This window comes from Roseomonas chloroacetimidivorans (assembly GCF_049629625.1).
Classification (GTDB): domain Bacteria; phylum Pseudomonadota; class Alphaproteobacteria; order Acetobacterales; family Acetobacteraceae; genus Roseomonas; species Roseomonas chloroacetimidivorans.
The window spans coordinates 259,005-276,322 of record NZ_JBNBZS010000009.1 but is presented as its reverse complement, the minus strand read 5'-3'; the positions used below and the strand labels follow the sequence as shown (position 1 = coordinate 276,322).

Here is a 17,318-nt window from a genome sequence, read left to right as displayed (position 1 = left end):
CGGTCACAGGACTGGACCGGTCCGACATTGTTTTTGGATGGGGCGATGGTTAGGCTTCCGCCGCAATGGCGCAAAGCGCCAAGGGAGGAAGTTTTGATGTCCCATCTCGCGTTGCGTATTTCGCTCGCCGGCATGCTCTGCGCTGCAATCAGCCTGCCTGCGCTGGCCCAGCAGCCCGCCGCCCCACCCGGATGGGCGCAGGGGCGCCCGCCGGAGCAGGCCAACAGTCCCCTTGCTCCCCATGCCCCGCGCCTGACCGCGACGCCGGTCGAACGCATTCCTGTGAATTCATTGCGCCTGCCCGAGGGCTTCCGGGCGGAAATTTGGGCATCCGGCATGCCCGGCGCGCGCATGATGACGCGGGGCGAGGACGGCACGGTTTATGTCGGCACCCGCACCATCGGCCGTGTCTATGCCGTGAAGGAGGAGAACGGCACTCGCACGACGCGCGTGCTGGCGCAGCGGTTGAACAACCCGAACGGGGTCGCCGTGCGTGATGGCGCGCTCTATGTCATCGCGATCAACCAAGTGCTGCGCTACGATAACATCGCGAGCAACCCGAATGCGCAGCCCGTCGATCTGACCGAAGCCTTCGCCCTGCCGACCGAGGCGCATCACGGCTGGAAATTCGCGGCTTTCGGGCCGGACGGCAAGCTCTATATGAATGTCGGTGCGCCCTGCAACAGCTGCAATGTCGACGAGAATCGCCACGCGCTGATCCTGCGCTACAACCCCGATGGCACGGGCCGCGAGATCGTCGGGCGCGGCGTCCGCAACTCGGTGGGCTTCGACTGGAGGCCGGGCACCAACGTGCTCTACGCCACCAATAATGGCCGTGACTGGGTTGGTGCCGATACCCCGCAGGACACGATGCACCGGCTGGACCGCGTGGGGCAGCATCATGGCTTTCCCTATTGCTCGGGCGAGGGCTGGCAGGATCCGGGCCATGCCGGTCGTGTCTGCTCCGAATTCCCGGCGCCCGTCGCACTTCTCGGGCCTCATGTGGCGGCGCTGGGAATGCGCTTCTACACCGGCACGATGTTCCCCGAAGCCTATCGCGGCCGTGCCTTCGTCGCGCGCCACGGGTCCTGGAACCGTGATGAGAAGAGTGGGTTCGACGTGGTGACAGTGACGCTGAACGAGGACGGCACGCAGGGAAAGGTGGAGCCCTTCATGACCGGTCTGCTCGACACCAGCAACAACAGTTACAAGGGCCGCCCGACCGATGTGCTGGTAATGCCTGATGGCGCGCTGCTCGTCTCCGACGAGGAGAATGGCGCCATTTACCGCATCTCCTACGGGCGGTGACCGGACGGGTGCGGAAGCTTGTTCTGTTGGGGCTGGCGTTGATAGCGCCAGCCCTTTTCTCTCCCCACTCCCATGCCGAGGATACGCCTGCCACGCACGGTGCCGCGCTGGCCGAGGAGCGGGGTTGTGGGGCATGCCACGGCGAGCGCGGCATCTCCGCGACGCCGAGCATTCCCTCTCTGGCCGGGCAGCAGAGCGCGTTCGTTGCGTTGCAACTTGTTCTATTCCGGGAGGGTTTGCGTGACGTGCCAGCCATGGAGAAGGCCTCCGAGGGTTTGACGGACGCGCAGGTGGAAGAGTTGGGCTCCTGGTTCGCCTCTCTGCCGCATGCGCCGCCGCCGGATCGGTCAGAGCGGAATGCTGGCGTCTATGACAAAGGCGCGGAACTCGCCGAACGGCTGCGTTGTGGCGTGTGCCACCTGCCCAATCTGACCGGACAGAATCAGGTGCCGCATATCGCCGGCCAGCGTGAGGAGTACCTCGCGGCGACGCTGCGGGCCTATCGCGACGATCAGCGACGGGGCACGGACACGCAGATGAACGGCGTGGTGCAAGGGCTGAGCGATGCGGAGCTCGACGCGATCGCGCATTACGTGTCTCAGCGGTGAGGTGAAACGGCCGGGGGAGTGAACTCTCACCGCCATGCACGGGTCCGGGGAGAATTCTTTCTCGCCGGACCCATTCCGCCGCATTACGCTTTGGCGGATGTCATCTCGCGATAGGTGAAAACCGTATCGGCTGCTGCCGCCTCTTGCACGGCAAGATCCAGCAGATGGTGGTGCGGCGACAGCGCACAGGCGGGATCGACATTCGCGGCATCGCCGGTCAGGGCGAAAGCCTGGCAACGGCAGCCGCCCCAGTCCTGCTCTCGCCGGTCGCAGCCACGGCACGGCTCGGGCATCCAGCCTGTGCCGCGGAAGCGGCGGAAGGCGTCGGAATTGGCCCAGATCTCGGCCAGAGAGGCGTCGCGGACATTTGGGAAGTCGAAGCCAGGCAGGCTTTCGGCGGCGTGGCAGGGCAGCACGCGGCCGGCAGGCGAGACGGCGATGAAGGAGCGTCCCCAGCCCCCCATGCAAGCTTTGGGACGCTTCGCATAGTAGTCCGGAACCACATAGTCGATCACCAGGCGGCCTTTCAGAGCGGCGCGCGCCTGCGTCACGGTGGCGGTGGCGGCATCGAGCTGCGCGCGGCTGGGCAGCAGCGTGTCACGGTTGCGCAGGGCCCAGCCGTAATACTGCACATGCGCCACTTCCAGCCGCCCTGCACCGAGCGACAGGGCAAGCTCGATCAACTCGGGCAGATGGTCGAGGTTCTGGCGGTGGACCACAGCGTTCAGTGTCAATGGCAGGCCGGCGACGTGCACCGCCTCCGCAAAGCGCAGCTTGCGTGCATGGCCGCCGGGGAGGCCCCCGATGCGATCGGCCGAGGCTTCTTCCGCGTCCTGCACGGAGAGCTGGACATGATCGAGTCCTGCTTTTGCAAGGGCAGCAAGGCGCGCAGCGTCAAGCAAGACGCCGGAAGTGATCAGGTTGCTGTAGAGTCCGGCCGAGGCGGCATGGCCGACGATCTCCGCCAGGTCACGCCGGGCCGCCGGCTCTCCGCCGGAAAGGTGAAGCTGCAACACACCAAGTGCAGCCGCCTCACGGAACACGCGGCCCCAGGTTGCGGTGTCCAACTCCGCCGAGGCGCGCGACAATTCCAGAGGGTTGGAGCAATAGGGACAACGCAACGGGCAGCGATGCGTCAGTTCCGCGAGAAGACCCAGCGGCGGGGAGACGGCGCCGTTCATTCCGCCACCACGCCACGTGCGGCGAGATCCTCCAGCAAGGCCGTCACATCGGTGGCGATGGTTGCACGCGGCGCGTCGAAGCGGGCCGCAAGGTCATCCACGATTGCATCCAGGCTGCGCGTGCCGTCCATCAGGCGCAGAATTTCCAGTGCGACAGGATCGGGCACGAAAAGGCGCTCCGGTCCCATCACAACCCAGCGGTCGCGCGCCAGGTCTTCGCGCAGGCGCATGCCCCTGGCAAAGCGCGGGATGGTGCTGCCTTGCATCGTCATGCCGGTACGAAGGCGCCGGGCGGAGGCAGGCCCGGGCTGACATAGGCGTGGTGCAGCGCGTCCAGCTGAGCCCAGAGCAGGTCGCATTTGAAGCGCAGCGCCCCGAGCACGAGTTCCTGCTCTTCCCGCCTGCGCGCTTCACGCTTCACATAGTCCAGCGCGAAGGCGACATCCTGCGGGGCCTGGGTCAGGCGCGGGGTGAAATAGGCGAGCGTGTCCTCGTCCACGAAGTCATAGGCGCGCAGCATGCCGCTCACACGCTCCGAGATGATGGCGGGGGAGAACATTTCGGTCAGCGAGGAGGCGACCGCCTCCAGCACCGTGCGCTCCCGCACGAAATTGACATAGGCATCCACAGCGAAGCGCGTCGCGGGCAGCAGGCCGGCGAGGGAGGTGACGTAGTCATCCTCCAGCCCCAACCCGCGCGTCAGGCGCAGCCAGCGCTCCACGCCGCCGGGCTTGGTGCCGTCGCCATCATGGTCCTCCAGCCGCCGGCGCCACTCGCGGCGCAGGGCGGTGGTGGGCAGGCGTGCCAGCAGGGTCGCATCCTTCGCGGGAATGCGCGCCTGATAATAGTAGCGGTTCAGCGCCCAGGCCTGCACCTGGCCCTTGTTGAGCTTTCCGCCATGCAGCAGCCGGTGGAAGGGATGCAGATTGTGGTAGCGCTCGGCGCCAATGGCCCGCAGCCGTGCCTCCAGCTCGGCGGGTGGCAGAAGCTCGCTCAAAGAGTGATCTCCAGGCCGTCCTCGGCCACTTCCCAGCCCGCCGCCTCGGCCTGGGCGCGTTCCGGGCTGTCGGCCAGCAGGACGGGGTTGGTGTTGTTGATATGGATCAGGATTCGGCGCCGCACACCGAGATCCGCGAAGCCCGCGATCACGCCTTCCGGCCCATCGATGCTCATATGGCCCATGCGTGCGCCTGTCTTGGGGCCGGCGCCGGCGCGAATCATCTCGTCATCGCGCCAGAGCGTGCCGTCGAACAGCACCAGGGCCGCACCGCGCAAGCGGTCCTGCAAGGCGGGTGTCATGGCGGCGCAGCCCGGGATAAAATAGGCGGGCGGTCCAGCACCGGCGCGCAGGGTGAGGCCGATCGTCTCACCCTCCTCGGCACGGCCAGGATCGGCTCCGTTCTCAAGAAACAACGGCACCTTGCCGGGCACCGGGAAAGCCTCGACCGTCAGGCTCAACTCTTCGCCGGCCGCGTCGCACAGGGGCAGGGGACCTGGCACCGGTAGCGCGCGGCGGGGCACCAGGGCCGGGTCCAGCGCGCGGAAAATCGGGTTGGCATCCAGCACCGCCAGCGAGGGTGGCGCGGCGTAGAGCGCGAAAGCGTGGCGTTCCCGGAGGGAGAGCAGCCCCGCGATCGTGTCCACCTCGGCCCCTGTCAGGACCACGGCCGCGATTGGTGAATGGCGGATGGCGCCCGGCGCCGGGTGGGGATGCAGGGCGGGGGTGGCGGCGATCTGGGCCGTCAGTTCGGGCGCCGCGTTCAGCAGCACCCAGCGCACCCCATCCGCGCTGGCGGCCAGGGAACACTGGGTCCGGGGGCGCGCGGCCGGATCGCCGGCGCGCGCACGGCGGCATCCAGGGCCGGCGGAATTCCATTGCGGAAACCCGCCGCCCGCTGCCGCGCCGAGCACGATCAGCCTCAGCACGCCATTCCGCCCCGCGTGGCGATGCGGGGGCCGTTCATGCGGCGCGGTGGATCAGGCCTTGGCCTCGATCTCCGCGCAGGCATAGGAGTTGATCTCCATGGCAACGGAGATTTCAACGATCTTCGGGGTGGACCAGGTCATAAGGGCTCCTCCTGCTTTGGGTCGCTGTTCAGGACCAGGAACATTCGGCACTGCCTTGCCCTGGCCCGTCAACCGGAGATGGGGAGGGACCAGGCAATTTCACCGGGTCCGCCCGGCCTGGATCGCTCAGCGCTTCTCGATGTTCCAGAACAGCATCACCGGGGCATCCAGCACGCCGGAGATGTTGGTGCGCCGGGCATAGGGTTGATCGAACTGCCCGAGCACGCGGTAGGGCTGCATTTCCGCCAGCCGGCGGTGAACCACCTCCGTCGCGCTGCGCCGCGCAGCCTCGTCCGGCGCGTCCACCACGGCGGCACGCAGCCGTTCCGCCTGTTCGTCGCAGGGCCAGCCGGCCCAGGCCCGGTCGCAGGCCATGTTCGTGCCGATATTGGTGATGGGCGACTGCATGGTGGCGCCGGAGGCTGTGGTGACGAAAAGGTTCCAGCCGCCTTCCGCCGGCGTGCCGCGGTTCTGCTGGCGCGTGGTCACGGTGCCCCAGTCCGATACCTGCAGGTCGATGTTGAAGCCGGCCTGCTTCAGCCGGTCCGCCGCCACCTCGGCCATGCGGCCGATCGGGGGAATGTCGTAGGAGGTGGTCAGGACCAGCTTCTCGCCACGATAGCCGCTTTCGGCCAGCAGGCGCCGGGCGGTTTCGAGATTGGGCCGGGCATAGGCCTCGCTGCCCGCTTCCGTGCCATTCGCGGTGCCGCAGATGAAATAGGAGGCGCAGCGACGCCACCAGCGCTCATCGCCATATCCGGCGGCCAGGAAATCGGCCTGGTCGGTCGCATAGGCGAGGGCCAGGCGGGCGCGCGGGTCGTTGAAGGGCGGGTGCAGGTGGTTCGGCCGCAGCATCACCTGATTGGACAGGCTTGTGTAGCGCTCCACCCGGATGTCGCGGGACCGGCTGAGGGTCGCGATCAGGTCTTGGGACGGCTGCTCCCAGATATCGATCTCGCCGGTCTGCAGGGCGGCGGCCGCGGTCGCCGCATCGGGCATGATCTGCCACTCCACGCGGTCCACCTTCACCACGCGCCCGCCGGCCAGCCCGTTCGCCGGTTCGCTGCGTGGCACATAATCGGGGTTGCGGTCATAGACCACGCGCGCCCCGGCCCGCCATTCGGCCCGGTTGAAGCGGAAGGGGCCGGAGCCGATTGTTTCCGTTACCGGCCGGAAGGGATCGGTGCGTGCATCGCTTTCGCGCATGATGGCTGGAATCATGCCGACGGCGGAGCCGAGCGCGAAGGGCACGATGCCGACCGGCCGGTTCAGCCTCAGGGCAATGGTGCGGTTATCCACCACCTCCATTGCCGCGACATATTCCTTCAGCTTCCCGCCCACTGTGTCTCGCGCCATCCAGCGCTCCAGCGAGGCGACCACGTCGCGCGCCGTCACGGGCTGGCCGTCATGGAAGCGCAGCCCGTCCCGCAGCCCGATGGTGTGGGTCAGCCCATCGGCCGATACCTCGTGCCGCGCGGCCATTTGCGGCTGCGGGTTTAGCTTCGAATCCCAGGCAAAGAGGGTTTCGTAGATCATCAGCCCGTGCATGCGGGTGATGACAATGGAGGCGACCACGGGGTCGAGCGTGCGCAGATCCGCATGGGGCGCGACGCGCAGCACCCGGTTCGGCGCCGGCTGCGCTGCGGCCTGACCCAGGCAGAGAGCGGCAAGGCCGGTGCAGGCGAGCAACAGGCGGCGCAGGCCCATGGTCGAATCCTTCTTTCCCCTTCGGGAAAGTGCAGCACGCCAGGAGACGGCCGCCAACTGCTTCAGGCCCGGCGGAAAACCAACACCCGTGAGCGGTGGGACACCAACCGGAGCGATCCGTCCGGCTGGAGCCAGAGGAGGGGGCGCGCGCGCCAGGGGCCATGCCGCCGGTCCGCCACGGCCCTTCCGCCGGGCAGGGGCCGCAATGTGCAAGCCTCCCGTGGATGGATGCCGGGCAGCAGCGCGGTTCCATCCGCCTGCACTTCGAGCGTGACGCCGAAGGCATCGTTCCGCCAACTGCCGTGCAGGGCCGGGTCCAGCGCCGTTTTTTCCGACACCGGAAGAAGACGGCGGAGGACGCCACCGATGCGGCCCTCGATTGCGCCATCCGGCGCGCTGCGCAGCGTGGCCTGCAAATAGGCCGGCAAGGTGCGCGCACCCTCTGCGGTCGCGAAGAGCCGGTCGGTCACGCCCATGAAGGTGATTGTTCCCCCCTCCACCTCAGCCCAGGCCTCGCCTTCGGCTTCCGCATAGCGGCCAGGGGGCAGGGTGCCGGGCTGCGGCAGGACCCGTCCGGTCATGACGGCCATGACCTGGAGCGCAAGCCAGAGCGGGTCCGTATCCTCGCGGTTGGAGATGAGCGCGACGCCACAGCCGAGTTCCGGCGCCATCAGGATATGCGTCTTCACCCCGGGCAGGGAGCCGCCATGCCCAATGAGCGCCAGCCCATCCAAGTCAATGGCGGAAAGGCCGAGGCGGTAGAAGTTGTCCGCCCCATCCGGGAAGGGGCGCGGGGCCGAGAGGCGGGCAAGCATCCCGGCCAAGGGCCCCTTCCCAGCCAGGAGGGCCGATCCCCAGAGGGCCAGAGCCTCCACGCTGCCGGCCAGCCCGCCGGAGGGGGAGAAATGCAGGCCGTAGCGGCCCCGGCGCCAGGCATGTCCATCCCGCCAATAGGGGGTGGCCAGACTGGGCACGGGCGTGGCCTCGTCCTCGGGAAAAGCCACTTCCCCCAGGCCCAGCGGCTCCAGCACCAGGCGGCGCAGCGCCTGTCCATAGGACTCCGGCCGCCCAGCCGCGAAGGCGGCGGCGACCAGCCGCCAGCCGGTGTTCGAATAGGCCATCTCGGCCCCTGGCGGCCCCGAAGTGCCGGGCAGGCGGCGACACAGATCCAGCAACTCGGCTTCCGAGAGGCTGGCGGTGTAGGGAAGGCCAAGCAGCCACAGGGTTTCCATCAGGTCCGGGATGGCCCCGGTCATGCCCAGCGCGTGTTCGAGCGGGACGGCGGCCAAGGTCTCCGGCAGGCCCGGCACCAGCGTGCCCAGGGGCGATGTCAGGTCCAAACCGGCGCGCAGGGCGGTCACGGCGCAGAACTGCTTGCTGATGGATGCCCAGCGGCTTGGAGTCCGGGTTTCAAAGGGGATGCCGTGTTCCAGGCTGGCGAAGCCGCCGGCCGAAGCGCCGCGAAGGCCATGCCGATCGAAAAGGGCCATTGCTCCGCCCGGTCCGCCCTCCCTGGACCAGAGATCAGTGATGGAGGCGGCCATGGTGGCCCCGCGGGACAGATCGGCTTGGCTCATCGCTGCATCCTAGGCCTGCCCCCCATGCATCAGAAGGGAGGCACTTCAGGCGCCAGGGCCGGGATCAGCCTTCCGAGGGGGCGGGGAGCGCGGCTTCCAGCAATGCCGCACCAGCGTGCTCCAGGGCACGAGCCGCCTCCTCATTGCCGAGATAGGCCGCTGAGGAGAAGGCGCCCTCCACCAGCAGGAGAAGCGCGTCGCCCAGTACCTCCGGCTCCGCTGTGCCCGCTTCGACGCAGATCTGCCGGATGAGGCTGCGCATCTTCAGCTTATGCGCATCCGCAACCTTGCGTGCCGGATGCTCGGGATCCGGGAACTCCGCGATGGCCAGCCCCAGCGCGCAACCCCGGAAGCCCGGCGTGCGAAGCTCCTCGACGGCGAAGGCCAGATAAGCCGCCGGCCGTTCCCGTGGCGGCAGGTTCGAACCCTTCACCCGGTCGTACCAGCAAGCCATCTCCTGGCAGTCGTCCCGCAGGATGGAGGCGATCAGCTCATCCTTCGACGGAAAGGCCCGATAGAGGCTGATCTTTGTCGTGCCGGCAACGCGGCACAGCTCCTCGACTCCCGTGGCGCGGATGCCCTGCTTGTAGAACAGCTCTTTCGCCACCTCGCGCAGGCGCTGCGCCACTGGGCGGCGCGGCGTGGTGGTCGGGGCATCGCTCACGGTCAGTCTCCTTCTGCTCTCCGGAATAGAGCCCCAGATGGAGCCCCTTGCAATGTTACTGACCGGTTCGTATCAATGTGACGAACCGGTCGGTATCATCCGGCCTCCCGGAGATTGGTCGTGTTGACCCTTACCCGCAAGACCCTGGCCCTGCTGGCCCTTGCCTTCTTTCTGCCCACCCTGCCCGCCCTGGCGCAGCCGGCTCCGCCTGCCGTGACCGTGGCCGAGCCCCTGCGCCGCAACATCACGGAATGGGAGGAGCACATCGCCCGGCTGGAGCCTTCCGCCCGGGTGGAGTTGCGCGCCCGCGTCTCCGGCCAGGTGGACAAGGTGAATTTCCGTGATGGGCAGATCGTCCGCGCGGGCGAGCTTCTCTTCACCATTGATCCCCGTCCCTTCGACATCGCGATCGAGAGTGCCCGGGCCGAGCTGGCGCGGGCCGAGGCCAAGCTGGAACTGGCGCGGCAGGAGATCGACCGGACCTCCTCCCTGGTGCGCGACCGCTATGCCCCCCAGGCCCAGCTCGACACGCGCCGCGCAGCGCAGCGGGATGCCGAGGCCGGCATCGCCGAGGCCCGCGCCAGGCTGCGCCAGGCCGAGCTGGAGCGAAGCTGGACCGAGATCCGCGCCCCCCAATCCGGCCGCGTCTCCGACCGCCGGGTGGACGCGGGTAATCTCGTGCAGGCCGGCAGCACCCTGCTGACCACGATCGTGGCGCTTGACCCGATCTACGCCAGCTTCGACATGAGCGAGGCTGACTATCTGCGCCTGACCCGCCGCGGTGGCCCGCGGCCGGAGGCGAATGGCAGTGCTGACACGGTGCAGCTGCGCCTGGCCGATGAGACCGGCTGGAACCGCCAGGGTCGGCTGGACTTCCTGGATACGGTCGTGGATGCGCGGTCCGGCACCATCCGGGCGCGCGCCACGGTCCCCAATCCCGATCTGTTTCTGACGCCCGGCGTCTTCGGGCGCCTGCGAGCGGGAGAGGGGGAGGTGCTGATGGTGCCCGACGCCGCCATTGCCGCTGATCAGGCCGCGCGGGTGGTGATGACGGTGGCCGCTGACGGCACCGTGGTCGCCAAGCCCGTCGTGCTTGGCCCGGTCGTGGACGGGATGCGTGTGATCCGCGATGGGCTGGGCCAGCGGGACCAGGTGATCGTCGCCGGGCTGCATCTCGCCCGGCCGGGGGCGCGGGTCACGGCGGAGGTGAAGCCCATCACCGGCCCCGCCCGCCTCGCTGAAGTCCGCTGAACGAGGCCCGTGCCATGCGCTTTGCCCAATTCTTCATATCCCGGCCGGTCTTCGCCTCGGTCATTTCCATCGCGATCGTGCTGATCGGCGCCATTGCCGGGCTGCGCCTGCCGATCAGCGAGTATCCGGAAATCGCGCCGCCCACGGTCACGATCGCCGCGACCTATCCCGGCGCCTCCGCCGCCGTGATCGCCGAGACCGTCGCCTCGCCGATCGAGCAGGAGATCAACGGGGTGGAGGGCATGCTCTATGTCTCCTCCCAGGCCACGGGCGATGGACGGCTGACGGTCAATGTCGTCTTCCGCCAGGGCGTCGATGTCGATCAGGCCCAGGTCCTCGTGCAGAACCGCATGGCGGTGGCCGAGCCTCGCCTGCCGGAGGAGGTGCGGCGCCTCGGCATCACCGTGCGCAAGGCCTCGCCGGACATCATGATGGTGATCCACCTCACCTCACCGGACGGCTCGCGCGACGAGCAATATATCTCCAACTACGCGATGCTGAATGTGAAGGATCGCATCGCGCGGCTGGATGGCATCGGCGACGTGCAGGTTTTCGGCGCGCGCGACTACGCCATGCGGATCTGGCTTGATCCCGCCAAGGTCGCGGCCCGCGGCCTGACGCCGGGCGAGGTTCTGGACGCGCTGCGCCGCGCCAATGTGCAGGTGGCAGCCGGTGGCCTGAACCAGCCGCCCACTGGCGCCGGAAGCGGCGCCTTCCAGGTGAATATCCAGGCTCTCGGCCGTCTCCGCAGTGTGGAGGAGTTCTCCAACATCGTGGTGGCCACGGGCGAGGGCGGCGCGCCGCTGCGCCTGCGCGACATCGCCCGGGTGGAACTTGGCGCCCAGGACTATTCGCTCAACGCCTATCTCGATGCGGACAAGGCGGTCGCCATCCCCGTCTTCCAGCGGCCGGGCTCCAATGCCCTCGACACGGCCAAGCGGCTGCGCGCCACGCTGGAGGAACTGAAGCGCGACTTCCCACCGGGCCTGGCCTACCACACGGTCTATGACACCACGCAGTTCATCGAGCAGTCGATGGAGGCGGTGGTTCACACCTTCGTCGAGGCTATCATCCTCGTCGTGCTGGTGGTGATTCTCTTTCTCCAGTCCTGGCGCGCCTCGATCATCCCGCTGGCGGCCATCCCGGTTTCCATCATCGGCACGCTCGCGCTGATGGCGGCGCTGGGTGTCTCGCTGAACAGCCTGTCGATGTTCGGCCTGATCCTGGCCATCGGCATCGTGGTGGACGACGCCATCGTGGTGGTCGAAAACGTGGAGCGGCACATGGCGAACGGGCTGGACCCCGTGACCGCCACGCGCCGCACCATGGACGAGGTGGGCTTCGCGCTGATGGCCATCGCGCTCGTCCTCTGCGCCGTCTTCGTGCCCACGGCCTTCATCGAGGGGCTCTCCGGCGCCTTCTACCGGCAGTTCGCCGTGACCATCGCCGTGGCGACGCTGCTCTCCGCGCTGGTCTCGCTCACCCTCTCCCCCGCACTCGCGGCGCTCCTGCTGCGGCCGCATGGCCATGGCCATGCGACGGGCTGGCGGGCTTGGCTGGGGGCGCCCTTCGGGCTCTTCTTCCGCGGCTTTAACCGGCTTTTCGACCTGCTCTCCATCGGCTACGGGTCACTGACCCGCCGGCTGGTGCGGCTCTCCGCGATGCTGCTCGTCCTCTATGCCGGGCTGCTGGCCTTCACCGGCTACACCGTGCAGACCACGCCCACCGGGCTAATCCCGCCGCTGGATCGTGGTTACCTCATCGCCGCCTTCCAGCTTCCGCCCGGCGCGGCGCTGGCGCGCACCGATGCGGTGATCCGTCAGGCAGCGCGTGATGTGATGGAGGTGCCGGGGGTTGCGCATTCCGTGGCCTTCACGGGCTTCGATGGCGCGACCTTCACCAATGCGCCGAATTCCGGCGTGATCTTTGTCACGCTGAAGTCCTTCGAGGAGCGCGCGGCGGAGCACCTGACCTTCCCTGGCATTACCCAGGCGGTGCAGGCGAAGCTGATGCAGCAGCGCGATGCCCTCGCGCTGGTCATCCCGCCCCCTTCCGTGCCCGGCATCGGCACGGGTGGCGGCTTCAAGCTCTATATCCAGGATCGTGGGGATCGTGGCCCCCGGGCGCTGGAGGAGGTGACGAACCGTGTAGTCGCCGCCGCCAACCAGCGGCCGGAGATCGCCATGGCCTTCACCTTGTTCAATACCTCCACGCCGACGCTGCGGGCTGAGGTGGACCGGACCAAGGCCGAGATGCTGGGCGTGCCCCTCTCCCGTGTGTCGGAGGCACTTTCGGTCTATCTCGGCTCGGCCTTCGTCAACGACTTCAACATTCTCGGCCGTACCTACCGCGTCACGGCCCAGGCGGAGGAAGCGCAGCGCCTGACGCCGCGCGACGTGGCCCTGCTGCGGACGAGGAATGACAGCGGCGCCATGGTGCCGATCGGCTCCCTCGCGGCTCTGGAGGATGACACGGCCGCCTATCGCGTGCCGCGCTACAATCTCTATCCTGCGGCAGAGGTGCAGGGTGCGCCACGGCCGGGTGTCTCCACCGGCCAGGCGATCGCAGCCATGCAGCAGGTGCTGGCGCAGGAGCTGCCTCCTGGCTTCGGCTATGAGTGGACGGAGATCGCTCTTCAGGAGACGACCCAGGGCAACACTGCCCCCATCGCCTTCGGTCTGGCCGTGGTCTTTGTCATTCTGCTGCTCGCGGCACTGTATGAAAGTTGGCTGTTGCCGCTGGCGGTGGTGCTGATCGCGCCGATGTCGGTGCTGGCGGCCATGGCCGGCGTGGTCTGGCGCGGGCTGGACAACAACGTGCTGGTGCAGGTCGGGCTGGTGGTGCTGATCGGCCTGGCGGCGAAGAACGCCATCCTGATCGTCGAGTTCGCCCGGGCGGCCGAGGCGGAAGGAATGACCCGGTGGCAGGCCGCGGAAGCCGCGGCGCGCACCCGGCTTCGCCCGATCCTGATGACCTCTCTCGCCTTCATCCTGGGCGTGCTGCCGCTGGCCGTGGCAACCGGGGCGGGGGCGGAGATGCGACAGAGCCTTGGCACTGCTGTCTTCGCGGGCATGCTCGGCGTCACTGTATTTGGCTTGATCTTCACCCCCGTCTTCTACGTGGTCGCGCGGGCCCTGGCCCGTCGTGAGAGGCGGGAAGCGGAGGGGAGCTTGCCCAGCCCGCTGGGCATGGCCGAGCACTAGGGGCGGCATGGATCGCGCCGGGCTGAAGCCAGCCCGGCGCGTCGAACTACTGCAGGACAGCGAGGCCGGGCGGCAGGATCCGGACCGCTTTCAGCGTGCCAGGAAGCCGCCATCCGCTGCCAGGATATGGCCGGTTATCATCGACGCGGCGTCGCTGGCCAGGAAGAGGGTGGCGGCCGCGACCTCCTCTGGCTCCGCAATTCGGCGGAGCGGCGTCACATCGGCGATCCTGGCCATCAGCGCGCGGTCTTCTGCGAATTCTCCGATGAAGCCGGTCCTCACCCAGGCCGGGGCAACGGCATTCACGCGAAGGTCCTCCGGCGCCGATGCCCCCCGCGGCCCCAGTGACAAGGACGGTTAGGCCGGAGAGATCCCAGGGGCGCGGTAGGGTCACGGGGCGTCCACCTTCGTGGCGGCGGCCGCATTCTCCAGCTCGTGGCGGACTTCCTCGGCCGTTCGGCGCATATGCAACTCGGTCACTCGGGTGGCACGCAGCACGTTGCGCGCCATGGCTGCCTCGAAGATCGCCGCATGCTCCTGCACGGAGCGGCGCCCGCGCGAGACCTTCAGCGAGACCCGGCGGTAGCGCTCGGACTGCTGGTAGCCGCGAGGAACGACGCTGTTGCGAGCACGGCATCCGGCTGTCCGGCTTGCTTGGCCAGTGGCACGCGCGACTGGACAGGCGGGCAGTCAAGTCTCAGCCCAACTGTGCGCTCACCCTGTATTCAGGCGCCAAAGAGGCGTCGGATGCCGCCGCGCAGGTGCTCCGTCATCGCCTGCCGTGCCGCCTGCTCATCCGCCGCCACGATGGCTTCTGCGATGCGGGCATGCTCGCCTGCGATCTCCGGGCGGCGCTCCCTGTCTGGGCGGCCCGAGAATTCGCGCGTCAGGCGAATGCCGGACATCATCTGCTCGCGGAAGGCCTCCAGCGTCGTCAGGAAGAAGCGGTTGCCCGTGGCGCGTGCGATCGCAAGGTGAAACGCCGCATCGGCCTCCGGCCCCGCCGTGTCTTCTTCCAGCTGCAACAGGGCCTGGCGGATGGTTGTAATCGCCATGGGGTCAGCGCGCCGGGCTGCATGGGCCGCCACCTCGCTCTCGAGGCTGCACCGAAATTCCAGAAAGGCGCGCATGTCGGGGATACTGTGCAGCGGGCCAAAGCTGGGGGAGGCGGGTCGGGTCGGCTCCCGCACATAGCTGCCCGACCCTTTGCGGGAGAGGATATGGCCCTCCGCCCGGAGCCGGGCGAGCGCTTGGCGCAGCACGGGGCGTGAGACGGTGAGGCGGCGCGCCAACTCCGCTTCCGCAGGCAGGCGAGAGTCACGCGGGAAGCTTTCGGATGCCAGCAGGTCCCGAAGGCGATCATAGATCTCGTCGCTGAGCGGACGGCGTGCGGCTTGGCCCATGGCTATTCCGTACATTGCCCAGCCAATTAGCCCCAAGTTGTAAAATCTGTCACTTGGAAACGCCATTACGAAGAAGCTGATTGACAGATTTGGTGGATCGGTAAAGCTGCTGGCAATCAGAACAGGCCGGGAGGGATCGGCATGGCCCGTCGTGTTGGGCTGGGCATTGTCCTGGCCGGGCTGCTCTCCGTCATCGCGTCCTGGGCGGTGCCGGCGACTGCCCAAATCCCGAGCCGGCCCGTGCGAATCGTCGTCCCCTTCGCGCCTGGCGGAACAAGCGACATCGTGGCGCGCATCCTGGCCGCGGGCGCGGCTCCCTACTTGCCCGCGGGCGCCGTCGTGGACAACAAGGCGGGGGCGGCAGGCAATATTGGCACGGCAGAGGTGGCGCGCGCGCAGCCGGATGGCACGATGCTGATCCAGTGCACCATCGGCACCTGTGCGGCGAATCCCTTCCTCTACGCTAATCCCGGCTACGACCTGCAGCGCAGCTTCGCGCCCGTAATCCTGACGGGGGCAGTGCGCAATGTGATGTCTGTCAGCAACGCCTTGCCGGCCAGGAATCTGGCCGAGGTTATCGCACTGGTGCGCGCCAAGCCTGGCACCATCACCTTCGGCTCCTCGGGGGTCGGCGCCTCCAACCAGCTGGCACCGGAGCTGCTGCGCGGCATGCTTGGCATTAATTGGGTGCACGTCCCCTATCGTGGCAGCGGCCCGGCGATAACTGACCTCATCGGCGGACGAATCGACGTCTTCTTCGACAACCTGCCCTCCATTCTGCCGCAGATCCGCGCCGGCACGGTGCGCCCTATCGCCGCTGTTTCCAATGAGCGCATCCCCGAGCTGCCAGACCTGCCCACCTTCCGCGAATCCGGCCTGCCCGAGCTGGCGCAAGGGCTGGAGATCGACAGCTGGTTCGGCTTCCTTGCCCCCGCCGGCACACCGGAAGTGACGGTCAACGCCCTCAATGCCGCCTTCAACAAGGCGCTGGAGGACCCGACCGTCCGCCAGCGCTTGCAGGAGGCTGCGGTGGTTCCGCTGGGCGGTCCGCCCTCTCGCATGGCCGAGCAGCTGCGCAGCGAGGCAACGCGCTGGGGCAATGTGATCCGCGCCAACCACATCAGCGCCGAGTAGGAGACGAACTCTTTGTCCAAAGTAACGCGCCTCCGCACCATCCGCATTGCTGAGCGTCCCAACCTCATCTGGGTGGAGATCGAAACGGAGGAGGGGCTGACCGGCCTCGGGGAATCCTTCCGCGGTGCCCAGGCCGTGGAAGCGGTCCTGCATGAACAGGTTGCGCCCTGGCTGATCGGCAAGGATTCGCGCCGCATCGAGCAGGTCTCCCGCCATCTGATGACGCCCTATCTCGGCTTCCACAGCGCGAGCGCCGAGGTGCGTGCCGCCAGCGCTGTGGACATCGCGCTGTGGGACCTCGCGGGGCAGCGCCACGGCATCCCTGTGCACGAGGCCCTGGGCGGTGCCGTGCGCACCGAAATCCGCGCCTACAACACCTGCGCCGGCTATGCCTACAACACCAGCGGCGGCCGCCGTAGCACCTCCGGTCAGGAGGAGGCAGCCGGCCCCTATGACGACCAAATCGCCTTCATGCGCGATGCCGGGAAGCTGGCCGAAAGCCTTCTCTCCGAGGGTTACACCGCCATGAAGATCTGGCCGCTCGACATCTACGCCGAGGCTTCGGGCGGCCATATGATCACGCTGGAGGACCTCAAGGCCGGCATCGAGCCCTTCCGCAAGGTTCGCCGCGCGGTGGGCGACCGGATCGAGATGATGGCCGAGCTGCACAGCCTCTGGTCCAGCCACGCCGCCATTCGCATCTGCCGCGCACTCGAGGATGTCGGCGTCTTCTGGGCCGAGGACCCCATCGCCAAGATGGATGATGCCCACGCCCTGGCCGACCTGCGCCGTCAGACGCGCACGCCCATCTGCGGCAGCGAGACGCTGGGCGGCGCCGTGCCCTTTCGCGACCTGCTGGCGGCCGATGCGCTGGACATGGTGATGATCGACCTCGCCTGGTGCGGCGGGCTGACAGAAGGCCGCAAGATCGCCGCCCTGGCCGAAGCCTATGCCAAGCCTCTCGCGCCACATGACTGCACCGGTCCCATCACGCTGATGTCCGGCCTGCACCTCGCGCTGCACGCGCCTACCGCCATCTTCCAGGAGGTGGTGCGCGCCACGCTGGCCACCTGGTACCGCGACTTGGTGACGGAACTGCCGATACTGAAGAACGGCTTGGTACAAGCGCCTACGGCGCCGGGGCTGGGCACGAAGTTGCAGAATTCCGTGCGGACGCGGCCGGATGCCGTGATTCGCGAGAGCGTGCCGCGATGA

17 protein-coding genes are annotated in these 17,318 nt (G+C 68.0%); 6 read left to right on the top strand and 11 right to left on the bottom strand.

Annotation, left to right across the window (positions count from 1 at the left end; all coding sequences use genetic code 11):
• Positions 1-96: 96 nt before the first annotated feature.
• Both ACO1BU_RS08600 and ACO1BU_RS08595 read left to right on the top strand, forming a co-directional pair.
• On the top strand, positions 97-1,308 hold the full coding sequence (locus ACO1BU_RS08600) for a PQQ-dependent sugar dehydrogenase (RefSeq protein WP_424135504.1): 1,212 nt from the start codon (positions 97-99) through the stop codon (positions 1,306-1,308).
• A gap of 8 nt (positions 1,309-1,316) precedes the next feature.
• On the top strand, positions 1,317-1,916 hold the full coding sequence (locus tag ACO1BU_RS08595) for a c-type cytochrome (RefSeq protein WP_424135503.1): 600 nt from the start codon (positions 1,317-1,319) through the stop codon (positions 1,914-1,916).
• An 83-nt stretch (positions 1,917-1,999) separates the two neighbouring features.
• Here ACO1BU_RS08595 and pqqE read toward each other — a convergent pair whose 3' ends face one another.
• The 8 genes from pqqE to ACO1BU_RS08555 form a co-directional block, all read right to left on the bottom strand.
• Positions 2,000-3,097, bottom strand: coding sequence for a pyrroloquinoline quinone biosynthesis protein PqqE (gene pqqE / locus ACO1BU_RS08590; protein WP_424135502.1), 1,098 nt, complete (start codon positions 3,095-3,097; stop codon positions 2,000-2,002).
• Positions 3,094-3,369 carry a pyrroloquinoline quinone biosynthesis peptide chaperone PqqD gene (pqqD, locus tag ACO1BU_RS08585; RefSeq protein WP_424135501.1) on the bottom strand — a complete coding sequence of 92 codons (276 nt, stop codon included), beginning with the start codon at positions 3,367-3,369 and terminating at the stop codon, positions 3,094-3,096. The genes pqqE and pqqD overlap by 4 nt, the downstream gene beginning before the upstream one ends.
• Positions 3,366-4,094: a pyrroloquinoline-quinone synthase PqqC gene (gene pqqC / locus ACO1BU_RS08580; RefSeq protein WP_424135500.1), complete on the bottom strand. Its 729-nt coding sequence runs from the start codon at positions 4,092-4,094 to the stop codon at positions 3,366-3,368. The genes pqqD and pqqC overlap by 4 nt, the downstream gene beginning before the upstream one ends.
• A complete protein-coding gene (gene pqqB, locus ACO1BU_RS08575) occupies positions 4,091-5,023 on the bottom strand; it encodes a pyrroloquinoline quinone biosynthesis protein PqqB (RefSeq protein WP_424135499.1) in 933 nt (310 codons plus the stop codon). Before pqqB ends, pqqC begins: the two co-directional genes overlap by 4 nt.
• Positions 5,024-5,074: 51 nt before the next feature.
• On the bottom strand, positions 5,075-5,164 hold the full coding sequence (gene pqqA / locus ACO1BU_RS08570; RefSeq protein WP_424135498.1) for a pyrroloquinoline quinone precursor peptide PqqA: 90 nt from the start codon (positions 5,162-5,164) through the stop codon (positions 5,075-5,077).
• A gap of 126 nt (positions 5,165-5,290) precedes the next feature.
• A complete protein-coding gene (locus ACO1BU_RS08565; RefSeq protein WP_424135497.1) occupies positions 5,291-6,871 on the bottom strand; it encodes an ABC transporter substrate-binding protein in 1,581 nt (526 codons plus the stop codon).
• A gap of 62 nt (positions 6,872-6,933) precedes the next feature.
• A complete protein-coding gene (locus tag ACO1BU_RS08560) occupies positions 6,934-8,448 on the bottom strand; it encodes a serine hydrolase domain-containing protein (protein WP_424135496.1) in 1,515 nt (504 codons plus the stop codon).
• Between the two features lie 64 nt (positions 8,449-8,512).
• A complete protein-coding gene (locus ACO1BU_RS08555; protein ID WP_424135495.1) occupies positions 8,513-9,112 on the bottom strand; it encodes a TetR/AcrR family transcriptional regulator in 600 nt (199 codons plus the stop codon).
• Positions 9,113-9,232: 120 nt separating this feature from the next.
• On the opposite strand from ACO1BU_RS08555, the gene ACO1BU_RS08550 reads away from it, so the two are divergent.
• Entirely contained in the window at positions 9,233-10,363 is a 1,131-nt protein-coding gene (locus tag ACO1BU_RS08550; RefSeq protein WP_424135494.1) for an efflux RND transporter periplasmic adaptor subunit, read from the top strand.
• Positions 10,364-10,377: 14 nt separating this feature from the next.
• Complete coding sequence (locus ACO1BU_RS08545; protein WP_424135493.1) at positions 10,378-13,566, top strand: efflux RND transporter permease subunit; 3,189 nt, start codon at positions 10,378-10,380, stop codon at positions 13,564-13,566.
• Positions 13,567-13,656: 90 nt separating this feature from the next.
• Here the strand turns inward: ACO1BU_RS08545 and ACO1BU_RS08540 are convergent, their stop codons facing one another.
• From ACO1BU_RS08540 to ACO1BU_RS08530, 3 genes are all read right to left on the bottom strand, one after another.
• Positions 13,657-13,917, bottom strand: a complete 261-nt coding sequence (locus tag ACO1BU_RS08540) for an SDR family NAD(P)-dependent oxidoreductase (RefSeq protein WP_424135492.1) — start codon at positions 13,915-13,917, stop codon at positions 13,657-13,659.
• 39 nt (positions 13,918-13,956) lie between these two features.
• The gene (locus ACO1BU_RS08535; RefSeq protein ID WP_424135491.1) at positions 13,957-14,109 is read right to left on the bottom strand and encodes a hypothetical protein; all 153 of its coding nucleotides are present in this window, start codon (positions 14,107-14,109) and stop codon (positions 13,957-13,959) included.
• A 182-nt stretch (positions 14,110-14,291) separates the two neighbouring features.
• The gene (locus ACO1BU_RS08530) at positions 14,292-14,969 is read right to left on the bottom strand and encodes a FadR/GntR family transcriptional regulator (RefSeq protein ID WP_424135490.1); all 678 of its coding nucleotides are present in this window, start codon (positions 14,967-14,969) and stop codon (positions 14,292-14,294) included.
• Between the two features lie 141 nt (positions 14,970-15,110).
• Between ACO1BU_RS08530 and ACO1BU_RS08525 the strand changes: the two genes are divergently transcribed.
• A complete protein-coding gene (locus ACO1BU_RS08525; protein WP_424135489.1) occupies positions 15,111-16,103 on the top strand; it encodes a Bug family tripartite tricarboxylate transporter substrate binding protein in 993 nt (330 codons plus the stop codon).
• A 12-nt stretch (positions 16,104-16,115) separates the two neighbouring features.
• Positions 16,116-17,318 carry a mandelate racemase/muconate lactonizing enzyme family protein gene (locus tag ACO1BU_RS08520; protein ID WP_424135488.1) on the top strand — a complete coding sequence of 401 codons (1,203 nt, stop codon included), beginning with the start codon at positions 16,116-16,118 and terminating at the stop codon, positions 17,316-17,318.